Here is an 18,163-nt window from a genome sequence, read left to right as displayed (position 1 = left end):
CTCAACAGCAGTTCGTCTCAGTCCTCGAGCAACGACCGCGAGGAGTTCGTCACGACGAGCAGGCTGCTCAGGCCCATCGCGATGGCGGCCAAGAGCGGGTTGAGCAGGCCGGTCACTGCAAGTGGGATCGCGATGGCGTTGTAACAGAACGCCCAGCCGATGTTTCCTTTGACGCGGCGATCCGTCGCCCGCGCGAGTTCGAAGACTGTTTCGACCGACGAGAGATCGTCATCGACAAGCGCGACATCGGCCGCATCAGCGGCCATTGCAGTCCCACCGCCAAGCGAGATACCGAGATCCGCAGCCGCAAGCGCCGGCGCGTCGTTCGTTCCGTCGCCGACCATCACCGTCTGGCCGGTCTGCTTGAGGCGGTCGACAGTTTCGGCTTTCCCTTCCGGTGGCACACCTGCGAACACCTGATCGATGGCCGCGTGCTCGCGGAAGCGCTGCGCTGCGCTCGCATCGTCACCGGTCAGGACGACGATGTCGGTGTCGTCGGGGATTGCAGACAGCGTCTCGCCCCAGCCCTCGCGTAGTTCGTCGCCGACGACGATCACGCCCGTTGCACGTCCGTTTCGACCAACCGCGACCGGAACGCGTCCAGTCTCGCGATGGCCGTCGATTTTCGCCTCGAGTCCCTCGGAAATCTCCCAGCCCCGCGAGCGGAACAGATCGGGGTGTCCAACGACGATTTCCTCTCCGTCGACGACACCCGACACGCCGTGTCGGTGGCTCTCGAAGGCCTCGAGGCGGTCGTCTTCGAGGCCGTCGCCGTCGCTGTCACTCTCGTCATCCCCCACGTGCGCGGCCGACGGTTCGACCGCGCCGCCGTCCGTGGCAGTCTGTTCGGCGCCACCCACGGCCGCAATCGCCTCGCCGACCGGGTGTGCAGACCGCCCCTCGAGCACTGCTGCCTGCTCGAGCAACTCGTCGTCGCAGTCGGTCTCGAGGACGGTCATATCGCCGGTTGTCAGCGTCCCGGTCTTATCGAAGACGACCGTGTCCGCGTTCCGAATGCGCTCGAAGACGGTGTCGTCGAAGACGACAATCGACTGCTCGAGGGCGTCGCGGATGCCGGCGGCGACGGCGAGCGGGGTCGCAAGCCCGAGCGCGCAGGGACAGGAGACGATCAGGACGGTGAGTCCGATCAGCAGTGCATCGTCGATGCTCGTGCCGAGAACGAGGTTGAGCGCCGTGACGACGACCGCGAGGACGAGCACAACCGGGACGAAGATCGTCGCGAGTTTGTCCGCGAGCTTCTGGATGCCGTGTGTCCCGCTCTGGAGGTCCCAGACGAGTTCCGTAATGCGGTCGAGACTGCTCGTCGCGTCCTCGCCGACGCGAACCGTCACCGCGCCATCTGCGACCATCGAGCCACCGACAACGACATCGCCCGCGTCTTTCGTCACAGGGAGTGATTCGCCAGTGATGACCGCCTCGTCGACTGCGGCCTCGCCGTCGACGACCGTCCCGTCGACTGGGATTCGCTCGCCGGTTCGAACGAGCACTCGGTCGCCAGCCGCGAGTTCCTCGAGCGAGACGTCTTCCTGGTCGCCTCCCTCGCTGAGTCGGCGGGCACTGTCAACCTGGACGCTCGTCAGATCCGAGAGGCGTTCGGTCGCCTCGCGTTTGAGCGAGGACTCGTAGTAGCCCCCGACCGAGACGATGACGATGATCGCGACGGTCACGTCGTAGTAGATGTGCGGGCCGTCGACCGCAATCGAGAGCGTGCTGTAAACCCACGCGCTGACCGCGGCAATCGCGACGAGCAAGTCCATATTCGGCGAGCGCGTCTTGATCCCGACGTACGCTCCCTGCAGAATCGGCTTGCCGGTGACGGCGAGGATGATCGTCGTCAACGCCCCGATCATCAGGTAAAACGGCGTCGCCAGTTCGCTCGCCAGCGTTGCCTCGAAGAACTCGAGCGTTCGCTCGTCGTAGAACCACGCCCCGAAGTACGTCGGATAGATGATGACGACGTACTGCAACATCACCATCATTCCCATCAGGACACCGACCGCGATACGGGCCATCTCCCAGTTGTCCGCCTGTCGACGACTGAACGCATCGTCGCGGTCGTAGGCGCTGTAGCCGAGTTGACTGATCGTCTCCTCGAGGTCGGCCTGCGAAACCGCATCGGGGTCGTGGTCGATCCGAGCCGTTTCCGTCACGTAGCTTGCACTCGCCGCGCTGACGCCGTCAGTTTCGGTCGCGACTGACTCGATAAAGGCCTCGCAGCTCGCACAGTACATTCCGTCGACCTCGAGATAGGTCGTCTCGTGATCAGATGGGATATTGGAGTCGTCGACGTCGTTCTCACGGGCGCGACGAACGTCGTCCACGTCGACATCAGCCTCGATGTCACCGAGTACGTCGTAGACGTCTCGACAGCCGACACAGCAAAAGCGGTTGCCGTCTGCGGTGACGTCGCTGCCGTCGACTGGGAGGGCACAGAGCGTACACTGTTCATCAGCGTGATCGGCAGTCATCGGTGTGCGTGTGCGGTAGCGCGCATAGTTCAGTGTTGATCGTGGCCGCCTGCGTCCATACCGGGAACGTCGATGCCGTCGTAGAACGGCAGTTCAGGATGTGGGAGCCAGTGGATGCCGAGACTCATCAGCCCGTGTGCGAGTAGCACGTAGCCAAGGACGATAAACGCCACTCCAAGCAGCCGGTGAACTCGCCGCCGGTGGGTGATATCGACGCTCTCGATCAGCGTCCCGTAGGCGAACACCGCTGGAATCGTCCCAACGCCGAGTGCGGCCAGTGCAAGCGCGCCACTCGTCGGCGAGCCGGTTGTGAACGCGTACAAAAACGCGGGGTACAGGATCGGACACGGCAACAGACCATGGAGTGCGCCGAGGCCGATGATTCCCGGGCCGTTCGCAAAGCGGTCGACATGGGTCGTCAACACGCCGACGACGCGCTCGAGGCCGGGAATAGATACGCCGCCGGTCGTCCGCCCGAGCAGGTAGTACACGCCAGTGACGATGATGAACCCCCCAATCAGAAGTCCAGCACCACCACGGACGAGGTCAGCAACCGACGTGAGTTCCGCCGTCGTCACGAACAACACGCCGCCGAGTGCGCCAAAGGCGGCCCCCAGAAGCGTGTAGCTTGCCGTTCGCCCGAGATTGAACAGCACATGCTGGCGGACCTCGTACGTCGTCAGATGACTCCCGCGCCCACTCGAGCGAACGGTTTCCGTGCCGCCGTCGGTTGCCCGTTCGCTCCCTCCAGCGTCCATCCGCTGTGCATACACCGTCACGAGCGGTCCACACATTCCAATACAGTGTGCGCCACCGAGGAGTCCGATGACGAAAAACAACGTCACGTCGATGCCGAGGAATGTAAGTGGGTCCATCTATCTCTCGAGTAGTGATTCCGGGTAGTTCGACGTTCGGGTTCGCCTCTCGAATCCCGACCGCACCCCGTGCGTACTCGCGCTAGCCGCTCGAGCACATAATCGGTTTCGTCTCGGACGATTGAGTGAGGCGACTCTCAAGAGACGTTCCAATACTGTCTCGCTCCCACAACTCGACGCTACAAAACCGCCCACACCGTGATCGTTACTCGACGTAGCGGTACTTCCGCTCGCCCATACGCCCCCACCCATCGAAGACAAACTCCGAGTCGGGCGTCGTGAACTCCTCGACATCGACGTCCATCTCGTGGTTATGCGCGTCGTGAATCTCCTCGTAATCCGCCCACGACATGTCGTATCGCTCGGCGAGTTGCTCGTCGATGTTCAACGCCTCGAGTTCGGCTTCCCAGCCGTCCTGAACGATTTCGGCATGGATCTCAGCCTGTGCGCCACTGCCGTAGGAGCCCACGAGTAACTGCTCGCCGGCCATATCGCGGCCCTGCTCAAAGGCAGTCTTGAGCGCGCTGACTCTGGCGATGTGTACCGAGCCAGTGTACCAGTTGCCGACTTCGCGGGCAATCGACAGCGTCGGATCAATCGTCTCCGCGTACCACTCCTGGTAGCGGTCGGTCTCTTTGAGCGAGTCCATGTAATCGCGGACGGCATCGTGGAACGCCTCCTCGTCGTCGAACGCCTCTCGACGAGGCTGACGGCCGATTTCCTCGGCGAGTGTCTCCTCGATGGCAGTGTCGCGTGTGATGTGGCGATAGGCGAGCATCGCTGCCTTCCGAACCATACCGGGGAACGGCGTGTGGAACGGCGCGAACGAGACATCCGTTGGGTGCACGTCGCCGGCGACGCTCTCGTAATCCTCGAGCGCCTCGCGCATGCGAGCGAGATACACCTGCACCGACCGCTTGCCGTCGACGGATGGGAACTGCTGATTCGGCTTGAGGAAGTCCGTCTCGTCCGCCGAACCATAGCCCTGATGCGTCGAAAGTTCGACCAGATCCGGGTCCTCGTCGATATACATTGCGACGGCACCCGCACCCTGAGTTGCCTCGCCGGCGTCACCGCGGGCGTACAGTGCGGTGTCAGTTGCGATCACGAGCGCGCCGCGACCGCGGTTGCGACCCGCGCGAATCCAGTTGTACGCGTCGTCCAGACTCTGGGTCCCCGCAATGCAGGCGAACTTGCGCTCGCCCTTGTTCGCGTGGTGGAAGTCGCCGTCGTACACCGACTCGAGGCAGCCTGCGACGTACGTCGAAACCGGCTTCGAGTTGTCGAAGGAACTCTCAGTCGCAACGTCGATGCGACCGATGTCGTCGGGCTCGAGGCCCTTGCGTTCCATCAATCGATGGGCGGCGTTGGCCCCCATCGTGACGATGTCCTCGTAGCTGTCGGGGAACGAACTCGCGTTGAGACCGAGGCCCTTGGTGTACTTCTCGGGGTCTTCGCCTTTCTCCGGGGCGAACGTGCCGGGAAGATCCATCTTGAGGTTCCCAGTCCAGATTTCAATCGCGTCGATACCGACTGCAGTCATACCAACCCAATAGTGGGGAAGCCATATGGTAGTGTCGTTCGTGGTTTCGACGATTGTTGAACAAGATCAAAACCAGAGATAGATCAGAATTTCACTTATGGTTTTTCTTCGACACATGTCGAAAACCCAAATAAATAGGTGAAACCAGTGGGTTGTGTCGGTTTGACTCGACTGTCGAGATCAGCAGAGACAAATCATAAACAAAGGTGTTCCTGCTTAGTTTATTGTACGCTGGTAATATATGAGGACCTGTTGATAGTTGCCGGGTTCCCGTTCGTAGACTACGTTCAACTCTCCTGTGTCTTGAACTTCTTCCCTCGCAGCACTGTTCAACTCAAACGCAAGCTGTTCCGTGTCAGGTCTTGAAATATCTGCGTCTGCGGACTCTCGCTGGAGTTCGGAGCCATCTTCGTTAACGACAACAATGTCAATATCCCCATCATCCGAATCATCAGGTTCATAGAAACTGTATTCCATTTGAATGAGGTACTCATCAGCCGTTGTCGATACTCCTTCTGTTCTCATTCCAATCTCCATGTCATGATTTTGTGTATTGGGTATGCTCTCTGTCTCGAGGATAGCAAATTCATTCCACGGGTCCTCTCGCTCTGGTTGAGTCATGTCTTCGAAGTCCGACACCATTCCCCGTGCAGAGGAACCAGGAGGAATCGTTTCGTCATAGTAGGAGTCACCTGAACCACTCCCATCATTATAGCTAGTCACATACGAAACCTGACCAGTATTTCCATCGCTGACGTCAAACGATCCCTCTCCGTTGGCATCGTCAGTTATCGACGAAATGGCTCTTAGGCCGGTTGAGTCGGTCGCTTCAATCTCGATTTGGTAGCCGGAACATGTTCCCTCATTTGTACTACAGTCATCTTCTAAACTAGTTATACCTGTCTCAGAATCGCTGTTAGGTTCACTGATCACTTCGGAATCGACAGTAATACCATCCTGATCATACAATCGAATATCAACTTGGTCTAGGTTGCCGTCAGGATCTGAAACAGTCCACTCAACCTGATACTCGACGTCAAAGTTCGGGCTATTACCCCGTTGTTCCGTTTCATCAGTAACATCAAACTGATTAATGGTTGGGGCGTTCTGTTCTTCTCCGTTTTCGTCGGATTCTTCGATGGTCAACGGTGCTGTCTTACTTTCGTCTTCACTTGTCCAGACCCCTCGAGCATCCATCGATTTTACCTCCAACTCGTAGTCGCCGGATTCCAAGTCCCCAACATTAATATTGTCAGTCCCATTTTGAATAAGTTTCAAATCGACGAGGTCTTCTGGCTGATAATCAGGCTCTTCAAGTTGGAGCACCCCTTCATCTACTACCTCACCATTTTCCTCTGTAATGGTCCAGTTAGTGTCAATGATCGGTACGCCGCCACGTTCGCCTTCAGTATTACCTGTTTGAGTAAACTCCGTATTGTTGAACATGGCATTCACCTCAACGGATTCTTCCTCGCCTTTAGTTATCGTGTCAGGATTAATCGTGAGAGCAGTTACTTCGGGACCAGAGAGTCTGCTTGCGTCCCCTTCCATCTGAGAGTCACTCGTCTCTTCGGTAATATCGAAATCTCCACAACCGTCACCGGTGCCGTCGCCAACGACAACACACGCTATCCGGAGTTCGTACTCCTCGTCTGCCTCGAGTTCGATGCTCACAGTCCCCTCGGCGTCCGAGTCTTCATCAATCGTCACGTTCGACTCGTCGATATTGTTGTTCCACGCATCCGGTGTTTGCGTCGGAATCTTGATCTCCTCATCATCATTGTCCGGGACAATTGTTATCGGATCAGTCGGCCCACTCTTGAGTCGCACATCCATGCTGACGGCACTGCTTGAGGTTTCGGATAGATCACCGTCGACCTGTATGATTGTCAGGTCGGTGCCGTCAACAACGGGTTGAGACGTAAGGTCAACACTATTACCACCGAAATCATTGAAAGCGAACCCGTGTTCAATACGGGTTGTTGGGGCATTCCTATATTCGTTATAATCGGGTTCGTACACCAGTCCAGTGGTTGTAATACCATCATCAAAAATCTCTGATTCGACGTCGATCGGCACCTCATCATTGTCCCCGTCATCAACCACGTAGTCACCCGTGACTGAAGCATCGATTTCGATGTTGTCCTCCCCAGTTGTCTCGAGCGTCCCCTGTGGATTTGGGGGATTTACTGCGACTGTTCGAGTCGGATACTGCGTTCCTAGTGTTACCGAACTCGAGTGAGATTCGGCTCCGGTTCCGGTATTGAGAATCCCATTCCGAAGTTCTTGCATTTCGTTGTGAACTTCGTGGTTATGATTGAACTCGACCTCAGCATTCTGCTCGGGGACAACATTAATCTGATACAACGCGAGCGCAGAAAAAAGGATAGCAAGCAGTAACACTGCCCCAATCTGGACCGTAACGGCCCGGTCGTCCCCACGACGCATTCTAAAACAGGATAGTCGTCATCACGTATATGTCTGTCGGCATATGGATATGTTCGCCTTCGAAGACAATGAATTGAAAAACAGTCGTAGGTCCGATACGATACTGCGGGCGTTACTCGTCGTCTTCTTCGACAACTTCCGGATCGCTCATTGCGCTCTGGAGGCTGTCGAGACCATTGATCCACTCAGTGACCAGGCCGTACTCGAGGTCTTCGGCGACCTGCATATCGAGTTTTTCGCCGTCGACAATGAGTGTGCCAGCCTGGGCGGCGTAGCCGAGTGCAGCATCGAGATCTTCTTCGGCTTCGGCGTCTGCGGCAGCGCCGAGGTAGTCACCGACGCTGCCCTCTTCGGCGGGACCGTTGGCGATGAACTCTTCTGCGGCGAAGAAGACACAGACGAGGCTGGTCTGAACGCCGTCGACGAGGATCAGTTTCTCTTCGTCTTCGATATCGACTTCGCTGAGAACGATCTCACGGACATCTTCGATCTCGGCGAGTGCGTCCTCCTGGTCGATGTCCCCATCGTCGTAGGCGGCGACGATCTTGGCGATTGCAATCGCGGTATCGTCTTGTAGGTTCAGCAGGAGCCGCGCCGATGACTCGTCTTCTGGATCGATCTCTTCGTCTTTGATGCGGCCGATCCAGTTCTGCCAGCGTTCCTCCGAGTAGAACTCGGTCGGGGGATTGCTCATACAGACACCTACACCGGCCGCTTGAAATGCCTTTCTCTACACTAGCCGCCTCGACAGACAGTCGCGAACAGTGATCGAACTCGAGTGGACGGCCTGAGTGTCCGTCTCGACCCTCGAGGCACCGAATTTCCATCGTGATTCGTTTCGATGGGGCCGCTTACGGGCGCTCGAGTGTTGCCTTGGTGTCGATACCGTATACGCGCTTGGGCGTTTCGACGTGGGCGTTTCGGACGGCGTCGTCGTATCCTGCCTCGAGCAGCCAGCGGACGCGCCGCGGGACGGTCTTTGGCCCGAGAACGGCACCCGGTCGGCCGGGGTCGTCGACGTAGTCGGTTTCCATCAGGAATGGCTCGCCGCGCTCGGCCGCGCGCTCGAGGCGGTCTTTCTCGCTCATGACGCTCGGTGTGGGGCCCTCGAGTCGGCCTTCGGCGTAGTGTTTGACGACTTGGTGGCGCGCCATGCCAGCGTCTTCGGCCCAGTCGGCGACCTCGGTGAGGTCTTCGCTGGCTTCCGTATGGAGTTGAACGGCACACTCGAGGTCGCCGCCGTGCTCGAAGGTATGGCGCATGACGGCGTTTGAGGCGTCCCAGACCGCGTCAGAGACCTCGTAGTGTGGCCGACCGGATTTCAACGCCAGCGCGTCGCCGTCGGCGACGTACTCCGCGGCGAGATCGAGTCCACCCTGCATGATCTCGCGGGCTTCGTCCGGACTGTAGCCGCGTTCGTCGACCAGTCGCGAGATCAGTCCGGGATGGACGCCGAGGACGGGCCAGGCGCGCCCCTCGAGTGCGTCCGACGCCTCGGCGACGATCTCGAGGGTACGTTCGAAGACGGGGCGAAAGTCCTCGCCGGAGTCAACTTCACAGTCGAGGTGCCAGGAGGGTTTGTTGACGACGAGCAGGTGGGTGCCGCCAAGATGGGCGAAGTCCTCGACGGCGTCGATGCCGCGGTGGTTGTCGGGGTCGAGATGCAGGTGATTGTCCAGGACTGGCGTGTCGGCCTCGAGCATACGCGGACGTGGTGCGCGCGGGGTGAAAAGCCACCGTCTTGGTTGCAGTCTCTGGCCATCGGCCAGCACAGTCGCTCGCTTTCCACCGGTACGTGCTGTGAACCGCAAACAGCGGGTTTCTACGGTACCCCACTCACGTCATGCGATTCACTGGCGAAATGTTTTTATAGTAGCATAGATTACCTTGAGTTAGTTGAACCATGACTCTCGAGCAATTCACTTCGGACGGCGGGCAGGTTGCCCGGCGCTACGAGTACGACGACGCGACGGTACTGGCGGTCGATTTCGGAACGGAGGCTGTGGATGCCTCGGCCGATGTAGCCGATGGCACCGTTATCGTTATCGCTGACGACGAACAGTACGAGTTCGATCTCCCCGACGGTGCAAGCGACGCGCACACGTTTATCAAAAACGGGGTCCTCACTATCGAACTGGAGGACGATCTATGAAACTCACCGTCAAACCACTGAAACAGAAAGACGCTGGCCGCGGACTGGCCGCAATCGACCGCGTCTCTATGCGGGAACTCGATCTCGAGAACGGGGACTATATCGTCATCAGCGGCGGTGGCGAGAGCCAGGCCGTTGCGCGAGTCTGGCCGGGCTACCCCGAAGACGAGGGTCGCGGGATCGTCCGAATCGATGGACGACTGCGACAGGAAGCCGACGTCGGGATCGACGACCGTGTCGACATCGAGCCCGCGGACGTCAACCCTGCAAAGTCGGTCACTGTCGCATTGCCACAGAATCTCCGAATTCGGGGCGATATCGGCCCGCTCGTTCGCGATAAGCTGAGCGGACAGGCCGTCACCGAGGGCCAAACGGTGCCGTTCTCGCTTTCGTTTGGACCGATGGCGAGTTCCGGCCAATCTGTGCCGCTGAAGATAGCGAGCACCTCGCCAAGTGGGACCGTCGTTATCACCGATTCGACGAACATCGATATTTCGGAGACGCCAGCCGAACAGGTCAGTTCCGGCGGCGCTGGCACGTCGCCCGAGGGCGTCCCGGATGTGACGTACGAAGATATTGGGGGCTTGGACAACGAACTCGATCAGGTTCGCGAGATGATCGAGTTGCCGATGCGCCACCCCGAACTGTTCCAGCAGTTGGGGATTGAACCGCCAAAAGGCGTCCTGCTGCACGGCCCACCGGGTACCGGAAAGACGCTGATGGCGAAAGCCGTCGCCAACGAAATCGACGCCCACTTCGAGACCATCTCCGGCCCGGAGATCATGTCGAAGTACTACGGTGAGTCAGAAGAGAAATTGCGGGAAGTCTTCGAGGACGCAGAGGAGAACGCCCCCGCGATCATCTTCATCGACGAACTCGACTCCATCGCCGCCAAACGCGAGGACGCAGGTGGCGACGTCGAACGACGCGTCGTTGCCCAACTGCTCTCGCTGATGGATGGCTTAGAGGAACGGGGCCGTGTCACCGTCATCGCGGCGACGAACCGCGTCGACGACATCGACCCCGCACTCCGCCGTGGCGGTCGCTTCGACCGCGAAATCGAGATCGGCGTCCCCGACAAGGACGGCCGCAAGGAAATCCTGCAGGTCCACACCCGCGGGATGCCCCTGACCGACTCGATTGACCTCGAGCGCTACGCCGAGAACACCCATGGCTTCGTCGGTGCTGACCTCGAGAGCCTCGCCCGCGAGGGCGCGATGAACGCACTGCGTCGGATTCGTCCCGACCTCGATCTCGAGGAAGACGAGATCGACGCGGAAGTCCTCGAGACGCTGCGCGTGACCGAGGGCGACTTCAAAGAGGCTCTCAAGGGCATCCAGCCCTCGGCAATGCGCGAGGTCTTCGTCGAAGTCCCCGATATCACCTGGAACGATGTTGGCGGTCTCGGAGATACCAAAGAGCGCCTCCGCGAGACGATCCAGTGGCCACTCGATTACCCCGAGGTCTTCCAGCAGATGGACATGCAGGCCGCAAAGGGTGTGCTCATGTACGGGCCACCCGGAACCGGGAAGACGCTCCTCGCGAAAGCAGTCGCGAACGAAGCTGAGTCGAACTTCATCTCCATCAAGGGGCCCGAACTGCTGAACAAGTACGTCGGCGAGTCCGAGAAGGGTGTCCGCGAGGTCTTCGAGAAGGCGCGGTCGAACGCCCCGACCGTGATCTTCTTCGACGAGATCGACTCTATCGCGGGCGAACGCGGCCAGGGACAGACCGACTCCGGCGTCGGCGAGCGGGTCGTCTCCCAGCTGCTGACCGAACTCGACGGACTCGAGGAACTCGAGGATGTCGTCGTCATCGCGACGACCAACCGCCCCGACCTGATCGACAGCGCCTTGCTCCGCCCCGGCCGACTGGACCGCCACGTCCACGTTCCTGTGCCGGACGAGGAGGGCCGCAAGCGCATCTTCGAGGTCCACACCCGCGACAAGCCCCTGGCCGATGCAGTCGACCTCGAGTGGCTTGCCAGCGAGACGGAAGGCTACGTCGGTGCCGACATCGAAGCGGTCTGTCGTGAGGCGTCGATGGCCGCCAGCCGTGAGTTCATCAACTCGGTTGATCCCGAGGAGATGACCGACACGATTGGCAATGTCCGCATCAGCACGGACCACTTCGAGCACGCACTCGAGGAGGTCACCGCCAGTGTGACCCCCGAAACGCGTGAGCAGTACGAAGAGATCGAAGCGGAGTTCGATACGGCCGAACCACAACAGCAGGACCAACTCGGACGAACGTTCCAGTAATCTGCTGTGGTGCGTACTCGCGATATCACATTCGCGTCCAACGCACCAATCCACGGTGGCCGGTTTTCGGTCACCGTCTCGAGTCTGCGTCGGCTAACTCACTTTGGAACGGACCAGTCTGTATCTGAGGAGGAGAAAGCGTCCAGAAACCGCTGTTACGTCCTCATTCGTCGTTTTCGCGATTCTGCAGCGGTGACACCGTTACTGACTCGTCACCATCGACCGTGATGAGACAGTCCTGGTACTCGAACTGGATCTCGAGGTCGGCGTCAGTTGAGCGCCCGATAAGTCGCTTGAGGGCATCTGGATCGACGCTTTCGTACAGGGGACGAGTGAGATTCGGTGGCTGTGTGTCCTGAACCGCAGCGACACCATCGATGATTCGGTGGACGACTGACTCAGTACCATCAGTTACCGGACGCTGTGTTGCCATCGATATCGCTATGGCCGACTACAGTGTAAATGTGTCGGATATAATAGATTATTTGGTTACTGGCTCCGGTGTGCGTCGTTCGTGTCTCAACGCAACAGACAGTGTAATATATTCGACTCGAGGCTACTCGTCCGTAAATTCTTCACCGAGGTGATTGAACTGCTGCTCGGTTTCGTGGGTGACAACACCGGTTTTTGAGATCTCTATCCCGAGTTCGTTCAATTCGCTGACGACGTCCTCGGCACGTTCCTGCGTTTTCGTAATCAGTTCGATGTGGATATTGTCTTCGTCGGCCAGCAGTTGCGTGACAGAGATAACGTTGGTGACGGTACTGACACGCTCGAGGAGTTCTTCGGGGTCATCCTCGAGAATCGTCCCGACGAGTAACATGTGCTGTTCGTAGCCCGCCGTTTCGTAGTCGATTACGGGTGTATAGCCCTCGATTACGCCCTGTTCCTCGAGTGCTGAGAGACGATTCGCAACGGTGCTTGCGGCAAGTCCGACTCGCTCGCCAATCGCTTCAGTCGTCACGTTCCGGGCATCGTCTTGCAAAACGTGGAGGATGGCCTTGTCGGTCCGGTCGAGATCAACTGTCATATGTCGGGTATTCCGTGGCGCGGTATGTCTCTTTCACTCTGTTTCTCGCGACGTGTAACTGACGGGCGCCGCAGAGCCAGTGTCGCTTCGCTGTGTGGCCGTCTCGAGGAGTCTTATTTCGACTCGAGGTCCTCGAAAACTGCCGCTGCATGACCGTCAGGGGAGACGTTCTCGTAGACGGCGTCGATCTGGCCGTCGGAATCGACGACGTAGGTGTTACGAAAGACGCCATCGAAGGTGTTCCCGAACATTTGTTTTTCGCCGTAGGAGTCATACGCCGCCGAAACCGTACCGTCCTCGTCCGACAGCAAATCGAACGACAGGTCGTACTCGTCTGCGAACGACTCGAGGTCCGAGACGGGATCATCACTGATTCCGACGACAGCGACGTCGTGGGCGTCGAACTGTGCCAGCGTGTCGTCGAACTCGCAGGCTTCGGTGGTACAGCCCTCAGTATTTGCCCGCGGATAGAAGTAGACGACGAGTCGCTGGCCGTCAAAATCGGACCGGCGAATCGTCTCGCCGTGCTGGTTGGATAGTTCGAACTCGGGTGCGTCTGCGCCAATCTCGAGCATGCCTCATTCTTCGCGAGACGACGCGTAATCGTTGCGGTTTGTCATTCACTCAACAGAACCACTATGTGCACCGACTCCACTACTGTTTCCATGGATCGCGACTCACGCACGCTCGAGGCGACGATATTCGCCTCAATTGCCGTCATCCTGTTTCTCGACGTCCTGTTCGACATCTCTGCGTCTCTGCCCGACGGCTGGTTTCACCTGTTGCTGGGGATTGTGCTGTTTGTGAGTGCCATCGGCCTCGTCTTCACGACTCGTTCCAGCAACGGCTGAGGCGAGCGTTGTCGTCAGTTCTCCTCGAGCGATTCGGCTGCATCCTGCTCGAGCAGCGGTGTCGCGTTTTGCTCGGGGAGCGTGACAATGTCGTCGCTCGAGAGTGTGTACTCTCGGTCGTCGATCCCGAGAATCGGGCCGATATCCTGCGTGATCCGGACTGTGACGCGCTCAAGTGCCGATTCGGATGTCGATTCGCCACTCGAGTCAGTCGTTCGCGGCTCTTCGCTCGCCGGTGGCGACGGTTCCGGAGCAGACTCGTCGGTCGGTGGCGTTGGCGGCGCTGGCTCACCAGCGTCGGTGTCCGTCTCGGCTCCCGGAGATGTGCCGGAGTCGCCACCCATGACATCAGCCGGTGAGACGCCACTCGAGGACTCCTCCGAGGGCGTGTCGACCGGCGGTTCCGGTGTCTCTCCATCCGATGACTCTTGCTCTCGAGGTGGCACTGGCGGTGCGTCACCGTCACCGGGAGTGCGCGCTGGTGCGTTCTCGAGTCCGCTGTCGGGGACTGTGTCCGACTGTGAAGCTGGTGGTACGTCGTCGTCGAGTTCCGGGTCGGCCACCGCTGGCTCGACACCCTCGAGCACGTCGAGGACGCGCGTTTTGTTCGATTCGATGCGCTCGACGAGGTCATCAAAGAGATCGGCTTCCTCGGCCGTCAGCCCCTCGTCGTCGGCCGCCATCCCAGCTGCTGCCAGACTGGCCTGTTTGACGAGTTTGCCCATGCGGCGCTCGTAGATCGCTTCGACGACGTCTTTGGCCGTCTCGATTTCGTCGGTCAGGTGACTGACTTCCGGCGAAGAAAACGGGTTCGTCGCACGCTCGGCGGCCTGATCTCGCTCGTCCTCGAGATCGGAAATATACTGGCCGACCTCCTGATAGAACGAGGGGCGCAAGTTCTGGAGACTGTCTTTCTGGCGCTCCTTGCTCTGGACCGAGCGTAGTTCGTCTAAATTCATTCTGTTTCCTTTTCTGCCCTGCCACGAGCCATCAAGAAGACGGCAACGTACTCTGGGAGTGACTGGTCACCCGCCGCGATTGTAAAACTATCTCCTCCGAGGTCGACCTCCCCACCCTGAGTCACGTCGACAGCGATCTCTTGGCCTGTGAACGTCTTGGGGACTGCGTCGGTAAGCGGGTCGAAATCCGCAATCTCGTCACGCTCGAGTCGAACCGTCTTCAGGCCGCTGCCGCCGTGGAGACTGCCGGGCAGGCGGATAAGCCGGTTCGTATCAGTCGTGACCGGCTCGTCAATCGGCGCGTTGTCCCGTTCGACAGCCGTCTGTGCGAAGCGTTCGGCAAGTTGGGAGACGGCCGTGTGGACGGTGACGTTGCCCGACTCGAGGCCCTCGCGGTTGTTCCGGGCGGCATTGAGCGTCGCCGTGGCTTTCCCCTCGCCGATGCCGTCGAACGCCTGCAAGCGCTCGAGGGCGTCGTCTTCGTCCATCGCGAGCAACTCGTCGACGAAGGCCATGAAGTGTTCGTGGGTTCGTTTGCCCCAGCCGCCCTCGATCTGCAATGTTCGGCGCTCGGTGGGCGTCTTTCGCCCGAGTCCGGCGACGGTTTCAGTCTCAATCAGTTCCTCGTACTCGAGGCCGATGCCGCGAACGTAGTCGACGATTTCACGGCGGTGCTCGCGGTCGAGTTCGAGGATGTTCGTATCGCGAACGTGGACGTGGTAGCCCCGGCCACCCGAGAAGACGATCTGCATATCTTCGAATGCGAAGTCGTCTTCGAGGAACTCGAGCAATCGGATGAGGGCATCTTTACACGTTGCAAGCATCTCCGCGTAGGAATCCTCGCCGAGTGTGACGTTCGGGAGGTGGTCAGCGTCGAGATCGAAGACGAGATCGGCAGATTGCCAGTCTTTGGCGTGCATCGAACTCGCGCCCGGATCCCGAAAGTGTCCCGCGGAGAAGTAAACGTGGCGCGGGCGCTTTCGGACGAGAAATTCGGAGAGATCGCCTAACTCGAGTAGCGAACGGTGACGGACCATGGTTGTATCTGGCCCCTCAGTCCAGGGGATAAAGCCCCACTCGCGTTCGTTGGCTGCAGGTGGCGGTGTAATCTCCGTCCGGCGGTAATGGTCACGAAATCGCCCCCGCAGATACGCTCGCGTTCGCTCCTCCATACGACTCGAGTGGTCGGGGGTGGGTCCGTATAATCCTGCCGAATGTTGGTGCTCGTGACGATCTCTCTGGCAGTGGGCCAGGGGCCGATTAGCGCCGGATGAGATCCGACAGTCGATCCGTAATCCCGACGTCGGAGCCGAGTTTCAGGTAGTAGGCGTCGCCGCTGTCCTCGTAGTAGTTGTCGATCCGGCGTTTGATTTCGAAGCCGAGGTGTTCGTAGAACTGGAGTGCGTTTTCGTTGCTCGTGCGTGCGTGACAGGTGATGGTATCGTGGTCGTCGGCGACGCGGGCAACGAGGCGTTTGCCGATTCCGTTGCCACGGTAGTCGGGATCGACCGCGAGAAAGAGAATGTAGCCGTCGCGTCGAACGGCCGCAAAGCCGACGAAATCGCTGTCCTGTACGTAACAGTATACCGTCGAGCGTCGATAGGCATCGGTAAAGAAGTCGCGTCGCTGCTTGAGGACGCCTTCCTGCCTGTTGATCTGCTCTTTGAGGTCCCAGGCATCCTCGACGAAGTCGTCGCTGCCCGGCGCGACGACGCGACTGTCGATATTGACGCTCACTACCCCTTCCTAACACTGTTGCCAATATAATTCCACCGCCTATAGATCGGAACATCTACATTGAGCGATATATTCGGCGCGAGAAGAGACTGCAACAGCGGAACCGACGAACATACCAGACCGCTTCCCGAAGCCTCTCCAATGGCGTACGAACTCCGTGATCACACAGCAGATATCGCAGTCGCCGCAACCGGTGACACACTCGAGGCGGTCGTTTCGGCTGTCGCGGACGGGCTGGCCGCCGCGTCGTGCGATGACGTTCCGGCCGACACGGGCGAGCGCTTCTCTCTAACTGTCTCCGCAGAGAGTCGCGAGGCGCTATTGTTCGATTACCTCGACGAACTGATCTACCTGCGAGACGTGCGCGTCGAACTGCCGGTTGACCACTGCGTCGAGTCGATACAGCACGCTTCGGCGGACGACAACGCCACTGGTGCCGACGAGTGGACGCTCGAGGCCAGCGCTCGCGGCGTCCCACTGTCTGCCATCGATGCCCGCGAGATCAAGGCCGTCACCTACTCCGAAATGACACTCGAGCGCATCGATGACGGCGATGGCTGGTCCGCCTACGTTGTTTTTGACGTCTAGGTGCTTCGTCACGGCGAAAGAGCTTGTCGCCGTACGAAGCTTATTGGCGCCACTTGATGTACGCTCGACAGTGATCGCATCCACTCGCTTTCAGTCCCGTTCCCGCGGCTCGCAGCCCCGCGAGTACACACGGCTGTACCGCGCCTGGATCGTGACCCTCATCGCCCTCTCGAGTCTGCTCGTCGCGACATCGTCCGTAAGCGCACACGAGGAGTACGTTGTCGATGAGGAACAGGACGTCGGCCTCGTGGAGTTTCTTACCGAGGCGCTGACTGATCCGTTCGTCGTCGGGCCGCTGCTCGGCGGCGCAGTCGCGACTCTCGCCGTTCTCGGCGGCTATCTCGCCATCCGCCCGCTCCAGCAGGATATCGGCGTGTTTCGCTTTGCCATGCGAGAGTACAGTGACTACGTCCCCTGGCTGCTTCGCATCTCGCTTGGCATTCCGCTGATCGGCGCGGGCTTTAGTGGCTACTTCATCAGCCCCGCACTCGAGGTGGACCTTCGACTCTTGCAGGTCGGACTCGGCTTTCTGCTGCTCTTTGGCTTCGCGACGCGACTCGTCGCGCTGGTCGGACTTGCGACGTATCTCGTCGGCGTCGCCATCTGGCCGACGCTTTTGCTCCAACTCGAGTTCATCGGTGGATTCGCCGCACTTGCCCTCATCGGCAGCGGCCGGCCGAGCGCAGATCACGTCCTGCAACGCATCGCAGGCACGCGGGGCACGGTCTACCGGAAACTGGACCCGGTTCACGACTGGGCAGACGCATTTCAGTCCCGGATCGACCCCTACGAGCGGTTGTTCCCGACAGTCGTACGACTCGGCCTCGGTACCACGTTCATCTTCCTCGGGGTGACCCAGAAACTCCTCCAGCCAGCACTCGCACTCGCGGTTGTCGACCGATACGACCTGACTGCAGTCATCCCCGTCGCGCCGGAACTGTGGGTGATGGGGGCCGGCCTCGCCGAAACAGCACTCGGCATCGCGCTCATTCTCGGCTTTTTCACCCGCGCGAGCGCGGCGACCGCGATTACGATGTTCACGCTAACGCTCTTTGCGCTCCCTGACGACCCCGTCCTCGCTCACGTCGCGTTGTTCGGGATGGCCTCCGCGCTGTTGATTACTGGTGGCGGTCCCTACGCCATCGACGGCACACTCGAGCGCCTCGCAACTGATGCCGAGCGGGCGGATGCGACACCAACCGAGGCAACTACGGAGTAACTCATACTGCC

17 protein-coding genes are annotated in these 18,163 nt (G+C 59.5%); 5 read left to right on the top strand and 12 right to left on the bottom strand.

Annotated elements, in window-relative coordinates; translation table 11 throughout:
- Positions 1–17: 17 nt before the first annotated feature.
- From B2G88_RS06995 to B2G88_RS06970, 6 genes are all read right to left on the bottom strand, one after another.
- Positions 18–2,489 carry a heavy metal translocating P-type ATPase gene (locus tag B2G88_RS06995; RefSeq protein WP_087714387.1) on the bottom strand — a complete coding sequence of 824 codons (2,472 nt, stop codon included), beginning with the start codon at positions 2,487–2,489 and terminating at the stop codon, positions 18–20.
- A gap of 29 nt (positions 2,490–2,518) precedes the next feature.
- Positions 2,519–3,364 (bottom strand): sulfite exporter TauE/SafE family protein, encoded by an 846-nt coding sequence (locus B2G88_RS06990; protein ID WP_054862921.1) that lies wholly within the window; start codon positions 3,362–3,364, stop codon positions 2,519–2,521.
- A 205-nt stretch (positions 3,365–3,569) separates the two neighbouring features.
- Entirely contained in the window at positions 3,570–4,907 is a 1,338-nt protein-coding gene (gene hmgB, locus B2G88_RS06985; RefSeq protein ID WP_054862920.1) for a hydroxymethylglutaryl-CoA synthase, read from the bottom strand.
- 216 nt (positions 4,908–5,123) lie between these two features.
- Complete coding sequence (locus B2G88_RS06980) at positions 5,124–7,355, bottom strand: hypothetical protein (RefSeq protein ID WP_087714386.1); 2,232 nt, start codon at positions 7,353–7,355, stop codon at positions 5,124–5,126.
- Positions 7,356–7,467: 112 nt separating this feature from the next.
- Positions 7,468–8,049 (bottom strand): DUF2150 family protein, encoded by a 582-nt coding sequence (locus tag B2G88_RS06975; protein ID WP_054862917.1) that lies wholly within the window; start codon positions 8,047–8,049, stop codon positions 7,468–7,470.
- Between the two features lie 157 nt (positions 8,050–8,206).
- Complete coding sequence (locus B2G88_RS06970; RefSeq protein ID WP_087714385.1) at positions 8,207–9,058, bottom strand: TatD family hydrolase; 852 nt, start codon at positions 9,056–9,058, stop codon at positions 8,207–8,209.
- A gap of 200 nt (positions 9,059–9,258) precedes the next feature.
- Here B2G88_RS06970 and B2G88_RS06965 point away from each other — a divergent pair, with 200 nt between their 5' ends.
- Positions 9,259–9,507 carry a DUF7127 family protein gene (locus tag B2G88_RS06965; protein ID WP_087714384.1) on the top strand — a complete coding sequence of 83 codons (249 nt, stop codon included), beginning with the start codon at positions 9,259–9,261 and terminating at the stop codon, positions 9,505–9,507.
- The gene (locus B2G88_RS06960; RefSeq protein WP_087714383.1) at positions 9,504–11,768 is read left to right on the top strand and encodes a CDC48 family AAA ATPase; all 2,265 of its coding nucleotides are present in this window, start codon (positions 9,504–9,506) and stop codon (positions 11,766–11,768) included. The genes B2G88_RS06965 and B2G88_RS06960 overlap by 4 nt, the downstream gene beginning before the upstream one ends.
- Before the next feature lie 163 nt (positions 11,769–11,931).
- On the opposite strand, the gene B2G88_RS06955 is transcribed toward B2G88_RS06960, so the two are convergent.
- From B2G88_RS06955 to bcp, 3 genes are all read right to left on the bottom strand, one after another.
- Positions 11,932–12,201 (bottom strand): HalOD1 output domain-containing protein, encoded by a 270-nt coding sequence (locus B2G88_RS06955; RefSeq protein ID WP_087714382.1) that lies wholly within the window; start codon positions 12,199–12,201, stop codon positions 11,932–11,934.
- A 123-nt stretch (positions 12,202–12,324) separates the two neighbouring features.
- On the bottom strand, positions 12,325–12,798 hold the full coding sequence (locus B2G88_RS06950; protein WP_054862914.1) for an Lrp/AsnC family transcriptional regulator: 474 nt from the start codon (positions 12,796–12,798) through the stop codon (positions 12,325–12,327).
- 113 nt (positions 12,799–12,911) lie between these two features.
- Positions 12,912–13,373, bottom strand: coding sequence for a thioredoxin-dependent thiol peroxidase (gene bcp / locus B2G88_RS06945; protein WP_054862913.1), 462 nt, complete (start codon positions 13,371–13,373; stop codon positions 12,912–12,914).
- Between the two features lie 90 nt (positions 13,374–13,463).
- On the opposite strand from bcp, the gene B2G88_RS06940 reads away from it, so the two are divergent.
- Positions 13,464–13,649, top strand: a complete 186-nt coding sequence (locus B2G88_RS06940) for a hypothetical protein (protein WP_054862912.1) — start codon at positions 13,464–13,466, stop codon at positions 13,647–13,649.
- Positions 13,650–13,663: 14 nt separating this feature from the next.
- Here B2G88_RS06940 and B2G88_RS06935 read toward each other — a convergent pair whose 3' ends face one another.
- The 3 genes from B2G88_RS06935 to B2G88_RS06925 form a co-directional block, all read right to left on the bottom strand.
- The gene (locus B2G88_RS06935) at positions 13,664–14,608 is read right to left on the bottom strand and encodes a hypothetical protein (RefSeq protein ID WP_087714381.1); all 945 of its coding nucleotides are present in this window, start codon (positions 14,606–14,608) and stop codon (positions 13,664–13,666) included.
- A complete protein-coding gene (gene priS / locus B2G88_RS06930; protein WP_087714380.1) occupies positions 14,605–15,780 on the bottom strand; it encodes a DNA primase small subunit PriS in 1,176 nt (391 codons plus the stop codon). Before priS ends, B2G88_RS06935 begins: the two co-directional genes overlap by 4 nt.
- Before the next feature lie 88 nt (positions 15,781–15,868).
- Positions 15,869–16,345 carry a GNAT family N-acetyltransferase gene (locus B2G88_RS06925; RefSeq protein ID WP_087714379.1) on the bottom strand — a complete coding sequence of 159 codons (477 nt, stop codon included), beginning with the start codon at positions 16,343–16,345 and terminating at the stop codon, positions 15,869–15,871.
- Between the two features lie 141 nt (positions 16,346–16,486).
- On the opposite strand from B2G88_RS06925, the gene B2G88_RS06920 reads away from it, so the two are divergent.
- Both B2G88_RS06920 and B2G88_RS06915 read left to right on the top strand, forming a co-directional pair.
- Positions 16,487–16,933 (top strand): archease, encoded by a 447-nt coding sequence (locus B2G88_RS06920; protein ID WP_087714378.1) that lies wholly within the window; start codon positions 16,487–16,489, stop codon positions 16,931–16,933.
- A 148-nt stretch (positions 16,934–17,081) separates the two neighbouring features.
- The gene (locus B2G88_RS06915) at positions 17,082–18,152 is read left to right on the top strand and encodes a DoxX family protein (protein ID WP_245835373.1); all 1,071 of its coding nucleotides are present in this window, start codon (positions 17,082–17,084) and stop codon (positions 18,150–18,152) included.
- Positions 18,153–18,163 lie beyond the last annotated feature (11 nt).

Source organism: Natronolimnobius baerhuensis (assembly GCF_002177135.1).
Classification (GTDB): domain Archaea; phylum Halobacteriota; class Halobacteria; order Halobacteriales; family Natrialbaceae; genus Natronolimnobius; species Natronolimnobius baerhuensis.
This window is presented reverse-complemented; position numbering and strand designations above follow the sequence as displayed.

Coding starts and splice junctions, on each gene's coding strand:
- B2G88_RS06995 (WP_087714387.1), bottom strand. CDS start 2,489: ATGACTGCCGATCACGCTGATGAACAGTGTACGCTCTGTGCCCTCCCA.
- B2G88_RS06990 (WP_054862921.1), bottom strand. CDS start 3,364: ATGGACCCACTTACATTCCTCGGCATCGACGTGACGTTGTTTTTCGTC.
- hmgB (WP_054862920.1), bottom strand. CDS start 4,907: ATGACTGCAGTCGGTATCGACGCGATTGAAATCTGGACTGGGAACCTC.
- B2G88_RS06980 (WP_087714386.1), bottom strand. CDS start 7,355: ATGCGTCGTGGGGACGACCGGGCCGTTACGGTCCAGATTGGGGCAGTG.
- B2G88_RS06975 (WP_054862917.1), bottom strand. CDS start 8,049: ATGAGCAATCCCCCGACCGAGTTCTACTCGGAGGAACGCTGGCAGAAC.
- B2G88_RS06970 (WP_087714385.1), bottom strand. CDS start 9,058: ATGCTCGAGGCCGACACGCCAGTCCTGGACAATCACCTGCATCTCGAC.
- B2G88_RS06965 (WP_087714384.1), top strand. CDS start 9,259: ATGACTCTCGAGCAATTCACTTCGGACGGCGGGCAGGTTGCCCGGCGC.
- B2G88_RS06960 (WP_087714383.1), top strand. CDS start 9,504: ATGAAACTCACCGTCAAACCACTGAAACAGAAAGACGCTGGCCGCGGA.
- B2G88_RS06955 (WP_087714382.1), bottom strand. CDS start 12,201: ATGGCAACACAGCGTCCGGTAACTGATGGTACTGAGTCAGTCGTCCAC.
- B2G88_RS06950 (WP_054862914.1), bottom strand. CDS start 12,798: ATGACAGTTGATCTCGACCGGACCGACAAGGCCATCCTCCACGTTTTG.
- bcp (WP_054862913.1), bottom strand. CDS start 13,373: ATGCTCGAGATTGGCGCAGACGCACCCGAGTTCGAACTATCCAACCAG.
- B2G88_RS06940 (WP_054862912.1), top strand. CDS start 13,464: ATGGATCGCGACTCACGCACGCTCGAGGCGACGATATTCGCCTCAATT.
- B2G88_RS06935 (WP_087714381.1), bottom strand. CDS start 14,608: ATGAATTTAGACGAACTACGCTCGGTCCAGAGCAAGGAGCGCCAGAAA.
- priS (WP_087714380.1), bottom strand. CDS start 15,780: ATGGAGGAGCGAACGCGAGCGTATCTGCGGGGGCGATTTCGTGACCAT.
- B2G88_RS06920 (WP_087714378.1), top strand. CDS start 16,487: ATGGCGTACGAACTCCGTGATCACACAGCAGATATCGCAGTCGCCGCA.